Annotated in this window: 9 protein-coding genes and 1 pseudogene; 3 read left to right on the top strand and 7 right to left on the bottom strand. The window is 75.9% G+C overall.

The features are described 5' to 3' along the window. The 3 genes and pseudogenes from ACSNOB_RS28520 to ACSNOB_RS28510 form a co-directional block, all read right to left on the bottom strand. Positions 1-265, bottom strand: a pseudogene (locus tag ACSNOB_RS28520) (hypothetical protein); the annotation flags it as partial. Positions 266-269: 4 nt separating this feature from the next. Beyond that, positions 270-2858, bottom strand: coding sequence for an FtsK/SpoIIIE domain-containing protein (locus tag ACSNOB_RS28515; protein ID WP_436690074.1), 2589 nt, complete (start codon positions 2856-2858; stop codon positions 270-272). A 152-nt stretch (positions 2859-3010) separates the two neighbouring features. Next, positions 3011-3811 carry an SGNH/GDSL hydrolase family protein gene (locus ACSNOB_RS28510; protein WP_436690072.1) on the bottom strand — a complete coding sequence of 267 codons (801 nt, stop codon included), beginning with the start codon at positions 3809-3811 and terminating at the stop codon, positions 3011-3013. Positions 3812-4007: 196 nt separating this feature from the next. On the opposite strand from ACSNOB_RS28510, the gene ACSNOB_RS28505 reads away from it, so the two are divergent. Then, positions 4008-5555: a M1 family metallopeptidase gene (locus ACSNOB_RS28505; RefSeq protein ID WP_436690070.1), complete on the top strand. Its 1548-nt coding sequence runs from the start codon at positions 4008-4010 to the stop codon at positions 5553-5555. Between the two features lie 877 nt (positions 5556-6432). Here the strand turns inward: ACSNOB_RS28505 and ACSNOB_RS28500 are convergent. Together ACSNOB_RS28500 and gltB are read right to left on the bottom strand one after the other, a co-directional pair. Further along, a complete protein-coding gene (locus tag ACSNOB_RS28500; protein ID WP_436690068.1) occupies positions 6433-7941 on the bottom strand; it encodes a glutamate synthase subunit beta in 1509 nt (502 codons plus the stop codon). After that, complete coding sequence (gltB, locus tag ACSNOB_RS28495; RefSeq protein ID WP_436690066.1) at positions 7934-12628, bottom strand: glutamate synthase large subunit; 4695 nt, start codon at positions 12626-12628, stop codon at positions 7934-7936. Before gltB ends, ACSNOB_RS28500 begins: the two co-directional genes overlap by 8 nt. Before the next feature lie 145 nt (positions 12629-12773). Here gltB and ACSNOB_RS28490 point away from each other — a divergent pair, with 145 nt between their 5' ends. Further along, positions 12774-13619 carry a GNAT family N-acetyltransferase gene (locus ACSNOB_RS28490; RefSeq protein ID WP_436690064.1) on the top strand — a complete coding sequence of 282 codons (846 nt, stop codon included), beginning with the start codon at positions 12774-12776 and terminating at the stop codon, positions 13617-13619. Between the two features lie 30 nt (positions 13620-13649). On the opposite strand, the gene ACSNOB_RS28485 is transcribed toward ACSNOB_RS28490, so the two are convergent. Together ACSNOB_RS28485 and lgt are read right to left on the bottom strand one after the other, a co-directional pair. Beyond that, entirely contained in the window at positions 13650-14837 is a 1188-nt protein-coding gene (locus ACSNOB_RS28485) for an FAD-dependent oxidoreductase (RefSeq protein WP_436690062.1), read from the bottom strand. Positions 14838-14850: 13 nt separating this feature from the next. Beyond that, the gene (gene lgt / locus ACSNOB_RS28480; RefSeq protein WP_436690060.1) at positions 14851-16008 is read right to left on the bottom strand and encodes a prolipoprotein diacylglyceryl transferase; all 1158 of its coding nucleotides are present in this window, start codon (positions 16006-16008) and stop codon (positions 14851-14853) included. A gap of 101 nt (positions 16009-16109) precedes the next feature. On the opposite strand from lgt, the gene ACSNOB_RS28475 reads away from it, so the two are divergent. After that, a complete protein-coding gene (locus ACSNOB_RS28475; protein ID WP_436690058.1) occupies positions 16110-16739 on the top strand; it encodes an NUDIX hydrolase in 630 nt (209 codons plus the stop codon). Positions 16740-16929 lie beyond the last annotated feature (190 nt).

Raw genomic sequence — 16929 nt, 5'->3', positions numbered from 1 at the left:
GGGCGGGCGGCGCGGCGACGGGCCCGGGAGGTGCGGCGGGCGGGTTGCCCGGTGCGGGGGTGGGCGCCCCGGCGGCGGGGATGCCGATGGCCTGGCCGAGCTGGTCGAGGCGCTGCCCCTGGGCGGTCAACCGGTGCTGGAGGTAGTCCACGGCGGCGTGCAGGTCGCGCCGGCGCTCGGCCTCGGCGGCGGCACCGCGCTCGCCGGCGCGCCGCCGCTCGGCGAGCTGGCGGGCCAGCGCCGCGTACTCGGAGAAGTCGGACACCGCCTCAGTCCTCCCCGTCGGGGCCGTGCCCGTCGCGGGCGAACGGGACGATCAGCCGGGTCCGTTGGTCGTGCCGGTCGACCAGCAGCGCCCGGTCGGGCCGGGGCGCGTACGCGAGGTCGTGCACCCCGAGGTGCAGCCCCAGCTCGGCGCCGGGCACGTTCAGCGCGACCAGGCAGGCGACGTCGTCGCGGTTGTGCGCGCCGCCGAGGTCGTCGGCGAGCCGGCGCAGCCCGCGCCACCAGCCGAGCAGGTGCACACCGTGCGCGGGGCCCTGGCGCAGCAGCACCCCCAGGTCGTCGTGGCCGGAGCGGAACGTCTCCGGGTCGGCGGTGGCGAGCGCCGCGGTGGCGGCGTCCATCCCGAACACGACGAGGTAGGTGCGCCCGGCGCCCGGCACGCCACCTCCCGGCGACCGGGCCGAGCCGGCAGGGCCCGAGGGGGGCGACAGCCCGGCGGCGAGGGTGGCGACGTGCCGGCGCAGGCCGGCGGCGTCGAGGCGGTCCACCGGGTGGCCGGCGGCGGTCAGCGTGGCGACGGTGTCGTCGGCGGCGGGCTCGGCGGCGGCGACCAGCGGGGCGAGCAGGAAGCGGGCGTCACCCGGAGTGTGCTGGCGGGCGAGGCTGAGGGTGGCCGCCCGCAGCACCTCGGCGCCGGTGGCCGAGGTGCCCACCACGGCGAGGTGCCGGCCCGGGGTGGCGTCCATCATGAACAGCGCGGAGGTGCCGTCCACGTCGACCGTCCGCCCGACCAGGGCGAGCGGGCGGCGCCCGCCCGGGCGCAGCCCGGCGAAGGTGGGGTCGTCCTCGACGCGCGCGGCCTCGTAGCCCTTGAACACCGACGGGGGGCGCGTGCCCGCCGGCCGCGCCTGCCACAGCTCGTGGCGCAGCGCGGCCAACTCCCGTGCGGCGGCGTGCGCGTCGGGGAAGCGGACGACCGTGTCGGCGCCGACCGCGCCGGCGGCGGTGTTGAGCACGGCTGAGCCGACCGGCAGGGTGTGGGCGGCCTCGTTCAACGCGTCCAGCACCCCGCCCCCGCCGGGCAGCGCCACCCGGAGCGCGAACTGACCGAAGATCGCCTCGGCCCGGCCGTAGAGCGCCTCCACGCCGGTCATGCTCTGGCTGGCCAGGACGAGGTGTACGCCGTACGAGCGGCCCTTGCGGGCCAGCTCCTCCAGCAGGTCGACGGACTCGCGGGCCAACGCGTCGTTGCCGGCGAGCAGCACGTGGAACTCGTCGATCACCGCCACGACCCGGGGCACCGGGGTGTCGCGGGGCAGGTCGGCGAGCTTGGTGACGCCGTGCCGCTTGAGCGTGGTGGCCCGCCGGGACAGCTCGCGGCGCAGCTCGCGCAGCACGGCGACGCCGTACTCCCGGTCGGACTCGATGCCGACGGCGCGGGCGTGCGGCAGCCAGGACGGGTCGCGGGGGGTGGGGACGAACTCGGTGAAGCTCACCCCCTCCTTGAAGTCGAGCAGGTAGAGCTGGAGCTCGGCCGGCGAGTAGCGGGCGGCCAGCCCGTAGAGGACGTCGAGCAGGAAGACGGTCTTGCCGGCGCCGGTGCGCCCGCCGACGAGCCAGTGCGGGGTGGCGTCGTCGAAGGCGACGGTGACCGGGTCCCGTCCGGCGCGGCCGACCACGGTGCGCAGCCCGTTGCCCGCCGACTCCGCCCAGCGCCGCTCGGGCAGCAACTCGGCGAAGCCCACCGCGTCGCCCCGCCGGGCGACCGCGCCGAGGTGGGCGGCGAGGGCCGCCACCGACGCGGCCGGCGGGTCGCCGTCGAGCAGCACGGGGGCGGCCAGGCCGGTGCCGTCGGCGCTGAACGGGGCGCCGGGCGGGTCGCCGACGTGGGCGTACCGCTCGGTCAGCCGGATCGTGGTGGTGGCGCCGAGCTGCGGCGGCGGGCCCGCCGACGCGGCGGCGGGACGGCCGGCGACCAGGACGCAGACGGCGGCGGCCGGGCCGGCGTGGGTGAGCGCGGCGAGCCGGGCCGCCTCGCGGGGCGGCGGCATTGACGCGGCGACGACCAGCAGCAGCTCCTGGTCGGGGCGGTCGGCGTGCCGGGCGGTGCGGGCGTGCCGCTCGGCGGCGTCGAGCAGCGCGGCCACCTCGGCCTCGCCGGTGGCCGGCGGGTCGAGCACGCCGGCGTCGACCAGCGGGCGCAGCGGTCCGAAGGTGGCGCCCAGCGCGGCGGTGTCGAGCCCGGCGACCCGGACCCCGCCGGGCGGCGCGGTGGCGAGCAGCCGCAGCACGAGCGCCCGCAGCAGGCCGGCCACCCGGGGATCGCGGGCGTCCGCGTCGACCGCGAGATGGTGGCCGCCGCCCAGCGGCACGAGGACGGGAAAGGCGCCGTCGGGGGTGGACGCCTCGCCGACGCGCACCGGAACGGGCGCGACGGCGACCGGGGTCGCCCCGGGGGTCGGGGTGGCGAGCGCGCCGCCGAGCGCCGCGAGTCGGGCGACCAGCTCGCCCGCGCCGAGCGGGGCGGCCGGAGCGGCGTGCCCGGCGAGCGCCCGGCGAGCGGCGTCCAGATGGGACCGGGCCGCCCGGTGCGCCGCGACCGCCTGCCCGTACGCCGACGCGAGCCTGCCCACCCTCTGCTCCCGTCGCCGTCGCCCGCCTGGTCCTCATGGACCCTAACGGACACCGAGGACACCCGGACAGTGGCGAGGCGGGCGCGTCGGGCCCGGACGCCGGCGGGCGGACGGTCCGGTTCGGACCACCCGCCCGCCGTGGGCTGCCATGCTCAGCCGGTGACCGCGTTCAGGGCGGGCAGGTAACCGAGGCGGTAGCCGTCGGCGTCCGGGTGGTACGCCTCGATGACGCCGCTGACGTCGCGGATCCAGGGGTCGGCGGCGCAGACCCCGTGCCCGGCGAAGTACGGCCGGGTGTCGGCGAACGTGGCGCCGGCCGCGGCGGCCCGACCGGCGATGACCGTGGCGAGCACGTCGGCGGCCTCGTTGAGGATCGTCCGCTTGTAGGTGCTCATGGCGAGCAGCCCGCAGTAGTTGGTCTCGAACAGCCGCGGGTAGCCGAGCACGATCAGCCGGGCGTCGGGGGCCCGGTTGCGGATGGCGGCGTAGGTGGCGTCGAGCCGGCCGGGCAGCGTCGTGGTGGCGAACGCCTTGGCCTCGTTCACGGCGTTGGTGCAGGCCGAGGTGCTGCCGAAGCGGCAGCTCGTGATCACGTCGGCGAAGCCGGCGTCGTTGCCGCCGATGGTGATGGTGACCAGGGTGGTGCTGGTGCTCAGGGCGGCGACCTGCTCGTTGATGACGTCGGCGGTGACCGCGCCGCCGCAGGCGGGGAACTTGAAGCTGGTGACCGCGTTGGCGGCGGCCCAGAGCGGGGCGTACGACTTCTGGCTGCGCAGGCAGGTGGACAGGTCGTACGGGCCGGCGCCGACGCCGGAGGAGTAGGAGTCGCCGAGGGCGACGTAGTTGACGGTGGCGGCGGCCTGGGCGGCACCGGGGACGAGCACCGCGCCGAGGGCGGCGGTGAGCAGGGCGACCAGCGCGGCGAGGGCACGCGCCAGCGGGCGGTGGGGCATGAGGGACCTCCACGGGACGAGGTGGTGGGGCCCGGTGACCGCGCGCGTGGCCAGGGACGGGGCTTGTTACCAGGCGGTAATGCTATCGAAACATTCGGATCAATGGAATGGCCGGCGATCGCCGACGGGGTCAACGGGTTCACAAACGTCGATTAGGTTGGCCGGTGCGTACACCCCGACGGAGGGAGTCCACCCCGTGCGACGCGCTCTCACGGCGGCCATCGCCGCCCTGACCGTCACCACCGCCGGCGGCCTGGTCGCCGGCGCCCCCGGCCACGCCGCCCCACCGGGCTGGGGGCGGCCCGTCGTCCCCGCCGCCGCGCCGCAACCCGGCGGCCCCGGGCTGGGCGACAGCTACTTCCCCGACTACGGCAACGGCGGCTACGACGTCGCCCACTACGACGTCCGGCTGCGTTACGACCCGGACACGGACCGGCTCACCGGCACCACCACCATCCTGGCCCGGGCCACCCGGGACCTGTCCCGGTTCAACCTGGACTTCCTGCTCGACGTCGAGTCGGTGCGGGTCAACGGCTGGCAGGCCGCGACCACCCGCGAGGGCGTGCACGAGCTCGCGGTCGCCCCGCGCCGCCCGATCACCGCCGGCCAGCAGCTCACCGTGGTCGTGCGCTACTCCGGCGTGCCGTCGGAGACCCTGGTCGGCGGCTACACCGGCTGGACCCGCACCGCCGACGGCGCGATGGCGGTGAACGAGCCGGAGTCGGCCTGGTGGTGGTTCCCGAGCAACGACCACCCGCTGGACAAGGCCACCTACGACATCTCCGTGTCGGTGCCCACCGGCGTCGAGGTGGTCAGCAACGGCGTCCAGCCGCGCGCGCCACTGCCCGAGGCCGGCAACCGCACCCGGTGGAGCTGGCGGACCACCTCACCGACCGCCACCTACCTGGCCTTCCTCGCCATCGGCCAGTACGACCTCGTCACCGACACCGCGCCCAACGGCCAGCCCGTGGTCAACGCGTACAGCACCACCCTCGGCGAGCTCGGGCCGGCCGCGCGGGCCAGCATCGAGCGCACCGCCGAAATCGTCGAGTGGGGCAGCGGGCTCTTCGGGCCGTACCCCTTCGAGGCGCAGGGCGGCGTGGCCGGCCCGGTCGACGGCATCGGCTTCGCGCTGGAGACGCAGACCCGCTCGGTGTACGGGCCGGGCTTCTGGCGGCGGGGCGCCAACACCTACGTGGTGGTGCACGAGAACGCCCACCAGTGGTTCGGCGACTCGGTCTCCGTGGCCGACTGGAGCGACATCTGGCTCAACGAGGGCTTCGCGTCGTACGCGGAGTGGCTCTGGTCGGAGGAGCAGGGCGAGGGCACCGCGCAGGAGCTGTTCGACTTCACGTACGCCAGCTACCCGGCGGACGACGAGTTCTGGCAGGTGCCGCCGGGCGAGCCGGGCCCGGGCCGGATCTTCGACGACGCGGTCTACGACCGGGGTGCCATGGCCCTGCACCAGCTCCGCCTGGCGGTCGGCGACGACGCGTTCTTCCGGATCCTGCCGGCCTGGACCGCCGCGCACCGGCACGGCAACGCCACGATCGCCCAGTTCCAGGCCCTCGCCGAGCGGATCTCCGGGCTGGACCTGGACGACCTCTTCACGACCTGGCTGCTCACCCCCGGCCGCCCGGACCTGGCCAGTGCCGACCGCCGGGCCGAGCCGCCGGCAGCGCCGCCCGCCGAGCCGAGGTCGTGGGTGAAGATTCGCGAGGCACACGCGCTGCTGGACCGCTGAACGCCGGCCCGCCCGCGGCCGACACCGACCCGCCCGCGCGTCCCGCCCAGGCGCGCGGGCGTCGCGGGCGAGGCGCGTGGGCGTCGCGGGCGAGGCGCGTGGGCGTCGCGGGCGAGGCGCGTGGGCGTCGCGGGCGAGGCGCGTGGGCGTCGCGGGCGAGGCGCGTGGGCGAGGCGCGCGGGGCGGGTCGGGATGACCGCAGCGACGCTGTCGAGCTGATGTCGTAAACGAATCACAACGCCGCCGCCACGTCGGGCGGTCCGTCACCCGGCGGGCGAGGCCGCCGCCTCGTCGGGCGGTCCGTCACCCGGCGGGCGAGGCCACCGCCTCGTCGGGCGGTCGGTCACCCGGCGGGCGAGGCCGCCGGCTCGTCGACGATCCCACTGTCTCTTGGGCGGTGCTGTCGTGCGGTGACGGTGTCGCCGCACCGCGCTGCTCGTGTGATCCGTTTACGACATCAGCTCGACAGGCCAGCACCGAACGGACCCGGCACCGGTCTGACACGCTGCGACACCGGTACGACGCACCGGGCGACGGCCTGCGGCACCCGCCCGCCGGGGACGAACCGGCGCAGGTGGCGGACCGGACCCACCCGGCGGGCTTCCGGGGCTGGGCCGACCGCCGAGGGCGGCGCCGAGGACGGCGCCGGTGACCGCGCCGCGACGCAGTGCGAGACCGGACCGCCCACGACGGGGTTACCCACGACCGGACCGCGCACGACCGGGCCGCCCACTACGGGGCCACCCACGACCGGACCGCACGACCGGACCGCGCACGACAGATCCGCCGGTCACCGGGCCGCCAGGGGCTGCCAGCCCGGCGGGCATGCCGCCGCGGCCGAGTCCGGCCTCCGCGCCGCCGGCTACCGCGCCGCCGGCTACCGCGCCGCCAAGGGCTGCCGGGCCGGGTCCACCGGTGCCGGCAGCGTGCCCGTCCCGCCCAGGTAGGCGTGGATGGCCGCGGCCGCGGCCCGCCCCTCGGCGATCGCCCAGACGATGAGCGAGGCGCCCCGGTGCATGTCGCCGGCGACGAAGACGCCGTCGGCGGCGGTCTGCCAGTCCGGCCGGGCGTCGACCGCACCGCGCGCGTTGCGGACGACCCCGAGCTGGTCTAGCAGCGGCTGCTCCTCGGTGCCCTCGAAGCCGATCGCCAGCAGCACCAGGTCGGCCGGCAGTTCCCGCTCCGAGCCGGGCAGCGGGGTGACGATCCGCCGCCCGTCCCGCTTCTCCACGGTCACCTCGGCGATCCGCACCGCCCGCACCTGGCCCGTGCCGTCGTCGACGAACTCCTGCACCGCGACGGCGAAGACGCGCTCGCCGCCCTCCTCGTGCGCGGGGTAGCTGCGCAGCAGCCACGGCCAGGTCGGCCACGGGTCCCGGGCCTCGTCCCGGGTCCGCGGCGGCTGCGGGTAGAGGTCGAGCTGGTGTACGCCGGCCGCGCCCTGCCGGTGCGCCACGCCGAGGCAGTCCGCCGCGGTGTCGCCGCCACCGATGATCACGATGTGCTTGCCGGCCGCGTCGATCGCGGTGCCGTCTGGCAGCACCGCCGTATCGGGCCGGCCGCCGGCCGCCGCGGCCACCACCCGGTTGGCGGCGACCAGGTGGTCCATCGCCTGGTGTACGCCGCGCAGCCCGCGACCGGGGGTCTCCGGGGTGTCCCGGCCCTGCAGTGCGCCGCAGGCGAGCAGGACCGCGTCGTGCTCGGCGCGCAACTGCTCGGCGGTGACGTCGACGCCGACGTTCACCCCGGTGCGGAAGCGCACCCCCTCGGCGGCGAGCTGGGCCAGCCGCCGGTCGATGTGGACCTTCTCCAGCTTGAAGTCGGGGATGCCGTACCGGAGCAGGCCGCCGATCGCGTCATCGCGCTCGTACACCGTCACGGCGTGACCGGCGCGGGCGAGCTGCTGCGCGGCGGCCAGCCCGGCGGGGCCGGAGCCGACCACGGCGACCGACCGGCCGGTCGGGGCCGGCACCGGGCGCGGCAGCAGGCCACCCCGCGCGACGGCCGCGTCGGCGATCTCCACCTCGACCTGCTTGATGGTGACCGGCTCGCCGCCGCCGATGCCGAGCACGCAGGCGGCCTCGCAGGGCGCCGGGCAGAGCCGGCCGGTGAACTCCGGGAAGTTGTTGGTGGCGTGCAGCGACTCCACCGCCGCGTCCCAACCGCCCGTGCGCACCAGGTCGTTCCAGTCCGGGATCCGGTTGCCCAGCGGGCATCCGTCGTGGCAGAACGGGATGCCGCAGTCCATGCACCGGGTGGCCTGCTCGCGGATCAGCTCCTCGCCGGCCGGCGGGTACACCTCCCGCCAGTCGCTGATCCGCACCGGCACCGGGCGGCGCGCCGGCAGCCGCCGGTTGTAGCGCAGGAAACCGTTCGGGTCAGGCACGAGCCACCTCCTGGACCGCCGCCCGCGGCGCGGGCGTGGTCGGCACGGACTTCGCGGCGGGCGCGGAGAGCGCGCTCATCACCGCGTCGTCGACGTCGCGGCCGGCGGCTTCGGCGGCCCGCATGATCTCCAGCACCCGGCGGTAGTCCCGGGGCACCACGGCCGTGAACTCCGCCACCGCCTCCGGCCAGCGCTTGAGCAGTTCCTCCGCGACGGCCGAGTCGGTCTCGGCGAAGTGCCGCTGCACCAGCTCGTGCAGCACGGTCTGCTCCTCCTCGGACAGCGGGGCCAGGTCCACCAGCTCCGCGTTGACCCGGCGGCGGTCCAGCCGGTGCACGAACGCGGTGCCGCCGGACATGCCGGCGGCGAAGTTGCGGCCGGTCGGCCCCAGCACCACCACGGTCCCGCCGGTCATGTACTCGCAGCCGTGGTCGCCGACGCCCTCGACGACGGCCACCGCGCCGGAGTTGCGCACCGCGAACCGCTCCCCCACCCGGCCGCGCAGGAAGAGCTCGCCCGCGGTGGCGCCGTAGAGGATGGTGTTGCCGGCGATGATCTGGTCCTCGGCCCGCTCCCCCGGCGGGGCGTCGCCGTCGACGAACGGCGCGGCGGCGTCCGGCCGGACGACCAGCCGACCGCCGGAGAGGCCCTTGCCGACGTAGTCGTTGGCGTCGCCGTGCAGCCGCAGGGTGACCCCCCGCGGCAGGAACGCGCCGAACGACTGCCCGGCGGTGCCGCGCAGCGTGAACTCGATCGTGTCGGCGGGCAGGCCGGCGCCGCCGAAGCGGCGGGTCACCTCGCCGCCGAGCATCGCGCCGACGCTGCGGTGTTCGTTGCGGACCGCCACCTCGACCCGCACCGGCGTGCCGTCGCGCAGCGCCGGCCCGGCCAGGGCGATCAGCTCGTTGTCCAGCGCCAGATCGAGGCCGTGGTCCTGGGCGCGGACGCCCCGCCGGGCGGCGCCCGCCGGCAGCTCCGGCAGGTGCAGCACGGGCGTCAGGTCGAGCCCGCCGGCCTTCCAGTGCGCGACCGCCGGGGCGACGTCGAGCAGCTCGGCGTGCCCGATGGCCTCCTCGATCGAGCGGAAGCCCAGCTCGGCCAGGTAGCCGCGGACCTCCTCGGCGAGGAAGAGGAAGAAGTTCTCCACGAACTCCGGCCTGCCGGTGAAGCGTTCGCGCAGCACCGGGTTCTGCGTGGCGATGCCGACCGGACAGGTGTCCAGGTGGCAGACCCGCATCATCACGCAGCCCTCGACGATCAGCGGGGCCGTGGCGAAGCCGAACTCCTCGGCGCCGAGCAGCGCCGCGACCAGTACGTCCCGGCCGGTCTTGAGTTGGCCGTCGACCTGCACGGTGACCCGGTCGCGCAGCTTGTTGAGCAGCAGCGTCTGCTGCGCCTCGGCCAGCCCCAGCTCCCACGGGGTGCCGGCGTGCTTGAGCGAGTTCAGCGGGGACGCGCCGGTGCCGCCGTCGTGGCCGGAGATCAGGATGACGTCGGCCTTGAGCTTGGCCACGCCCGCCGCCACGGTGCCGACGCCGACCTCGCTGACCAGCTTCACGTGCACCCGCGCGGACGGGTTGACGCACTTCAGGTCGTGGACGAGCTGGGCGAGATCCTCGATCGAGTAGATGTCGTGGTGCGGTGGCGGGGAGATCAGGCCGACGCCGGGCGTGGCGTGCCGGGTGCGGGCGATCCATGGCCAGACCTTGTTGCCGGGCAGTTGCCCGCCCTCGCCGGGCTTGGCGCCCTGGGCCATCTTGATCTGGAGGTCGTCGGCGTTGACCAGGTATTCGCTGGTCACCCCGAACCGGCCGCTGGCGATCTGCTTGACGGCGGAGCGGCGGGCCGGGTCGTGCAGCCGCTCGACGTCCTCGCCGCCCTCGCCGGTGTTGGACTTGCCGCCGAGGCGGTTCATCGCGATGGCGAGCGTCTCGTGCGCCTCCGCCGAGATCGACCCGTACGACATGGCGCCGGTGGCGAACCGCTTGACGATCTCGGTGGCCGGCTCGACCTCGTCGAGCGGCACCGGGGGCCGCACGCCGGTGCGCAGGGTGAACAGCCCGCGCAGCGAGCCGGCCTTGGCGGCCAGCTCGTCGACCTTGGCGGTGTACTGCCGGAACACGTCGTACTGGCGGCTGCGGGTGGCGTGCTGCAGCAGGAAGACCGTCTCCGGGTTGAACAGGTGCAGCTCGCCCTCGCGGCGCCACTGGTACTCGCCGCCCACCTCCAGCCGGTCGGAGGCCGCGGCGCCCGGCGCCGGCCAGGCCAGCGAGTGCCGGGCGGCCACCTCGGCGTGGATGCCGTCGAGCCCGATCCCGCCGATCTTGCTCGGGGTGCCGCGGAAGTAGCGCTCGACCAACCGGGAGTCCAGCCCGACGGCCTCGAAGACCTGCGCCCCGCAGTACGACGACACCGTCGAGATGCCCATCTTGGACATGATCTTGAGAACGCCCTTGCCGAGGCCCTTGACGTAGTTGCGGACCGCCTTGGCCGGTTCGACGCCGACGAGCGCGCCGGTGGAGATCATGTCCTCCACCGACTCGAAGGCCAGGTACGGGTTGACCGCCGCCGCGCCGTAGCCGATCAGCACCGCCGCGTGGTGCACCTCGCGGCAGTCGCCGGACTCGACGATCAGCGCCACCTGGGTACGCGTCTGCTCGCGGACCAGGTGCTGGTGCACCGCCGCGGTGAGCAGCAGCGACGGGATCGGGGCGAGGTCGGCGTTGGAGTCCCGGTCCGACAGCACCAGGATGCGTACGCCGTCCTCGATCGCCTCGGAGACGTGCCGGCAGATCTCGGTCAGCCGGGCCTTGATCCCGGCGCCCCCCTCCCGGACGCGGTAGAGCCCGGACACCCGGACGGCCTTGAAGCCGGGCAGGTCGCCGTCCTCGTCGATGGAGAGGATCTTGGCCAGCTCGTCGTTGTCGATCACCGGGTACGGCAGCACGATCTGCCGGCAGCTCGCCGGGCCCGGGTCGAGCAGGTTGCCCTCCGGCCCGATGGTCGACGCCAGGCTGGTCACCAGCTCCTCCCGGATGGCGTCCAACGGCGGGTTCGTGACCTGGGCGAAGAGCTGGTGGAAGTAGTCGTAGAGCAGCCGCGGCCGGGTGGACAGCGGGGAGATCGGGGTGTCCGTGCCCATCGAGCCGATCGGCTCGGCGCCCGTACGCGCCATCGGCGCGAGCAGGATCTTCAGCTCCTCCTCGGTGTAGCCGAAGGTCTGTTGCCGGCGGCGCACCGAGTCGTGGGTGTAGACGGTGTGCTCGCGCGGCGGCAGGTCGGTCAGCTCGATCAGGCCGGCGTGCAGCCAGTCGGCGTACGGCTGCGCGGCGGCCAGCTCCGCCTTGATCTCCTCGTCGTGCACGATCCGGCCGGCGACGGTGTCGACCAGGAACATCTTCCCCGGCTGGAGGCGGCCCTTGGCGACCACCCGGGCGGGATCGAGGTCGAGCACGCCCGCCTCGCTGCCGAGCACCACGAGCCCGTCGGCCGTCCGCCACCAGCGGCCCGGACGCAGCCCGTTGCGGTCCAGCACGGCGCCGACGATCTCGCCGTCGGTGAACGCGACCGAGGCCGGCCCGTCCCACGGCTCCATCAGGCTCGCGTGGAAGCGGTAGAAGGCCCGCTTCTCGGGGGCCATGTCCGGGTCGTTCTCCCACGCCTCGGGGATCATCATCAGCACCGCGTGCGGCAGGCTCCGCCCGGCCAGGTGCAGCAGTTCGAGGACCTCGTCGAAGTTCGCCGAGTCGGAGGCGGCGGGGGTGCAGACCGGGAAGACCCGGCGGATGTTGCCCGGCAGGTTCGGGGTGCGCAGCAGCGCCTCCCGGGCCTGCATCCAGTTCCGGTTGCCCCGGATGGTGTTGATCTCGCCGTTGTGCGCGATGAGCCGGTACGGGTGCGCCAGCGGCCAGGACGGGAACGTGTTGGTGGAGAACCGGGAGTGCACCAGCGCGATGGCGCTGTCCACCCGCTCGTCGGTCAGCTCCGGATAGAACGCCGGGAGTTGGTCGGGCGTGAGCATGCCCTTCCAGACCATGGTCCGCGCGGACAGCGACGGGAAGTAGGCCGGCACGCCCCGCTCGGCGCTCTCCCGCTCCGCCTGCTTGCGCACGCAGAACGCCACCCGCTCCAGCTCGATGCCGCGCAGCGGCGACCCGGCCGGCCCGGCCGGCGAGTCGGTGAGCCGGTGCGCGGCGAGGAAGAGCTGCCGGACCCGGGGCATCGCCGCGAGGGCGGTCTCGCCGAGGCCGTCCGGGTCGACCGGCACGTCCCGCCAGCCGAGCAGGTCGGCCCCCTCGACCAGGGCGTACTTCTCCACCACGCGGCGGGCGCGGGCCTCGGCGGCGTCGTCGTCGGGGAGGAAGACCAGGCCGGTGGCGTACTCGCCGGCGGGCGGCAGCGGGAAGTCGGCCACCGCGCGCAGGAACGCGTCCGGCACCTGGATCATGATCCCCGCGCCGTCACCCGTGTTCGGTTCCGCGCCCCGGGCTCCCCGGTGGTCCAGCCGGCGGAGCGCGTCGAGGCCGTTGGCCACGACCGCGTGCGAGCGCCGTCCGTGCAGGTCCGCCACGAAGGCCACACCGCAGGCGTCGTGCTCCTGCGCGGGGTCGTAGAGCCCGGCAGCGGGCGCTCCCGGGCCGAGGTGCGGGGCCTGCTGGGGGCTGCTGAGAGGGTACGGAAAGGCCACCGGGCCTCCTGTCGTCACTCAGGTGGATCTGGATCGGGACGACGTCGGCCCTCAGGGGTCTATTGAGTCTACGTTAGGGTCCGGGGCGCAAGGCCAGTGCAGATTGATCACACCTTCCAGACTCTGGGACATGTAGTCTCGCGCGGTGGATCGCGCGCGGACAGACCTCTTCGACCGGTTGGAACGCTTCTACGACGCGGTGCCCCGCGACGCCGCCCGGGTCGAGGAGCACGGCGCCCTGGTGCTGTTCGTCCGCGACGGGGCCGGCTGGCCGTTCTACGCCCGCCCCCGACTCGACGCCGCCGGGCCGCCGTCGCTGGCCGACGTCGCGGCGGTGCGGGAACGCCAGCGCGAACTCGGCCTGCCCGAGGCCTTCGAGTGGGTGCACGAGACCACCCCGGGCCTGCTGGCGGTGGCCCGCTCGGCGGGCCTGTCCGTGCTGGAGGCGCCGCTGATGGTGCTCGACCCGGCGGCCCTGCCCGACCCGGGCACCCTCACCGACGTACCGGTGCGGCTGCTCGACCCGGCGGGGCCCGGCTTCGCGGCGGACGTGGCCGCCCGGCGGGCCGTCGCCGCCGTCGGGTTCTCCACGCCTGGCACCGGACGCGGCGAGGCCGGCCCGGCGCAGCGGGACGCCGCCGTGGCGGAGCTGGACGAGGCGGCGCTGGACGAGGAACGGGCCAGGATCGCCGACGGCCGGCGGCTGTCGGCGCTGGCCGGCACGGCCGCCGACGGCGCGCTGGCCAGCGGCATGGCGATGCGGGTCGGCGGCGTCGCCGAGATCGCCGGGATCGCCACCCTGCCCGCCGCCCGTCGCCGGGGCCTGGGTGCGGCGGTCACCGCCACGCTGGCCCGCGAACTGCTGGCCGCCGGCACCGAGGTCGTCTTCCTCTCCGCCGGCAGCGAGGACATCGCCCGGGTCTACCTCCGGGTCGGCTTCCGCCGCGTCGGGACCGCCTGCATCGCCGAGCCCGCCCCCGTCACGCCCTGACGCCTCCCGCCCGGATCGGTGGGACGGCGGTCAGCTCGGCGGGCGCCACTGGGCGGCCGTGGTGGCCGCGGTGGAGAGCAGCCGGGGGCTGAGGGTGCCGAGGGCGGCGTCGCGGGCGCGCAGCGCCAGCGGACCCCGGGCCTTCAGCACCGCCGACATCCGGCGGGTCTGCCGCACCACCGTCGCCGCCCGTGGGCGGCGCACCCGGTCGTACGCGACCACGGCGTCGGGCAGCCGGGACTCGCGCAGCAGTGAGGCGAGGGTGGCCGCGTCCTCGAAGGCGAGGCAGGCGCCCTGGCCGAGGTGCGGCGGCATGGCGTGCGCGGCGTCGCCGAGCAGCACCACCCCGCCCGGGCCGGCCGGGAACCCGTACGACCGGGGCAGCGGCCGCAGCTCGCGGATCTCCTGCTGCACCAGATCCGCCGGGTCGGTGGCGTCGAGCAGGTCGGCGATGGGCGCCGGCCAGCCCGCGTACCAGCGGCGCAGCAGGGCGAGCTGGGTCTCCGGCGGCTCGGGGCGGGGCGCGCCGGCGGCGGTGGCCACCCAGTAGATGCCGCCCCGGCTGGAGGCGCCGGAGGAACCGCGCTCGCCCAGCGAGGCGGACACGAAGCGGTATCCGGCGCCGAGCACCTCGCCGCCGACGGGCCGGTCCGGGGGCAGCTTCGGGGCACGGTACCAGGGGATCACCGCCCGCCAGGCGGCGCAGCCCGAGCTGACGACCCCGGACTCGGGGGCCAACTGCCGGCGGACCTCGCTGTCGGTGCCGTCCGCGGCGACCACCAGGTCGGCCTCGACGGTGTGCCGACCGTCGCCGACCGACGGGCGTTCGCCGGGTTGGGCGCGGACCGTCCGCACGGTCACCCCGGTGCGCAGTTCCACCTCGTCGCCCAGGCCGGCGATCAACGCGTCGTGCAGGTCCTCCCGGTGCACCACCACCGGCATCCGGTCGGCCGGGGTGGGGCGGGGCTGCACCAGCCAGTGCCCGTCCGGGCGGCGTATCCCGCCGTCGGGCAGCGCGGTGGCGATCGCCTCCAGACCGGCGCCGAGGCCCAGGGCGCGCAGCGCGCGTACGCCGTTGGGCCAGAGCGCGACGGCGGTCGGCTCGGGGCGGACCCGGTCGGCCCGCTCCAGCAGGGTGACCCGCCACCCGGAGCGGGCCAGCGCGCCGGCGACCGCGAGGCCGCCGATGCCGGCGCCCACCACCACCGCGCTACGCATGTGGTGCTCCCCCTCAGCTGTCGCGGTCGGCGGGCCGGGAGCCGGCGGCCCCCGCCCGGTCCTCCGAACCCTCGTCGTCGGCGTCCGCGCCGGCGGACCCGTCGCCGGCGGGCGCGGCGTCCGCCGCGGGCGCCGTCTCCGCGCCGGTCGCGCCCGGCGTCTCGCCGGTCTCCCGCCAGCGTCGGTACTGCTCCTCGTCGACCACGCGGTAGCCCTCCGGGGCGACCGGCTGGGCGCCGGCCTCGCGGGCGGACAGGTCGACCTGCGAGACGTCGGAGTCGACGGGCGGGGCGGACGGCGCGACGTCGCCGACGGGGACGAGGTACTCCCGGGGCCCGCGCACCCGCACGAAGTAGGCCAGCGCGCCGAGGAAGACCAGGCCGGCGGTCCAGACGTTCAGGCGTACGCCGAGGATGGTGTTCGCCTCGTCGGTGCGCATCAGCTCGATCCAGAAGCGCCCCGCGGTGTAGCCCATCACGTAGAGCGCGAACGCCCGCCCCCGGCCGAGGCGCAGCTTGCGGTCGAGGGCGAAGACCAGCGCGGCGACGCCGAGGTTCCACAGCGCCTCGTAGGCGAAGGTGGGGTGGTAGAGCCCCGGTTCGAGGATGGGGTTGCCGGCGTCGTCCCGCAGCGCCTGGCCGGGGTTGTCCGGGTCCATCCGGTGGATCTCCAGCCCCCAGGGCAGGCTGGTCCGGCCGCCGTAGAGCTCGTTGTTGAACCAGTTGCCGAGTCGGCCGATCGCCTGGGCCAGCGGCAGGCCCGGGGCCAGCGCGTCGGCGACCACCGCGAACGGGATGCCGAGCTGCCGGGCGGCGATCCAGGCGCCCACCGCGCCGCCCGCCACCGCGCCCCAGATGCCGAGGCCGCCCTCCCAGATGGCGAACGCCTTCATCGGGTCGCCGCCCGTGCCGAAGTACTTCTCCGGCGAGGTGATCACGTGGTAGATCCGGGCGCCGATGATGCCGGCCGGCACCGCCCAGACCGCGATGTCGAGGACCGCCCCGGGCGCGACGCCGCGCTGGCGCAGCCGCCGCTCGGTGACCCAGCAGGCCACCACGATGCCGACGATGATGCACAGCGCGTACGCCCGGACCGGCACCGGTCCGAGCTGCCACACGGCGGTGCTGGGGCTGGGCAGGGCCGCCTGGGGGGTCAGCGAGGCGAGAGTCACGGATGCACACGCTACCGCCGCGGGCCCCTCCGGCGGCACCCCGGTCCGCCGTCGCGCGATCCCGGTGACTTCTGGTTTGCGCCGCCGTAGGCTCTTTGTCCATGAGCGCGCTCACCTGGGCGGTCGCGGCGGTCGTCACCGACGACGCCGGTCGGGTGCTGCTCTGCCGGCAGGGCCGGGGCGAGCGACGTCACGCGCTGCCGGGCGGCCGGCTGCGCCCGGCGGAGAGTCCGGCACACGCCGTGGTACGCGACATCCGGGCCGAGACCGGCTGGGAGGTCGAGGTCGTGGACCTGGTCGGCCTCTACCATCTCGCCGCACCGTGCGCCCCGTCACCGACGGGCCACCCGCCGTCGCTGCCGCCCGACGTCCTCGTGCACGTGTTCCGGGCCCGTGTCCGGGGGCCGGGGCCGAGCGGCGGCCCGGTGGGCGGCTGCCGGGTGTCCTGGCACGACCCCGCGGCACTGCCGGAGGCGCTCACGCCGACCACCCGGGCCGCGCTGGCCGACGCGCTGGCGAACCGCTCCGGCGTCCTGCGCCACGCCGCCCGGGCCGAGACCGCCCCGACCAGCCCTGCTGGCACCGCGCCGGCACCACCCACGCCCACCCCGGGCACGGCCGCACCACCCATGCCCACCCCGGGCACGGCCGCACCACCCGGGACCGCGCCGACGGGACACCCGCCGGGCCAGCGCGTCGAACCGCCCGCCGACCGCGTGGCCCGCCCCTGACCACCCGTACCGTCCCGCGCCCACGAGGCGGACCACACCGGACCGCGCCCGACGCGATCCCCGTCCCCCGCCCCCGTCGCCAGCCTGCCGATCTTGCATTTCCCGCCCCGACAAACCGGGTCATTCGACGCATCACGGGGGCAACAACTGCAAGATCGCGCACGGAACGGCAGGGGTGGGGAAAGGGGGG

It is taken from the genome of Micromonospora sp. URMC 106 (genome assembly GCF_051386395.1).
In the GTDB taxonomy this organism is placed as follows: Bacteria; Actinomycetota; Actinomycetes; order Mycobacteriales; family Micromonosporaceae; genus Micromonospora.
The sequence above is the reverse complement of the archived record's forward strand: the minus strand, read 5'-3'. Positions and strand labels throughout refer to the sequence as shown.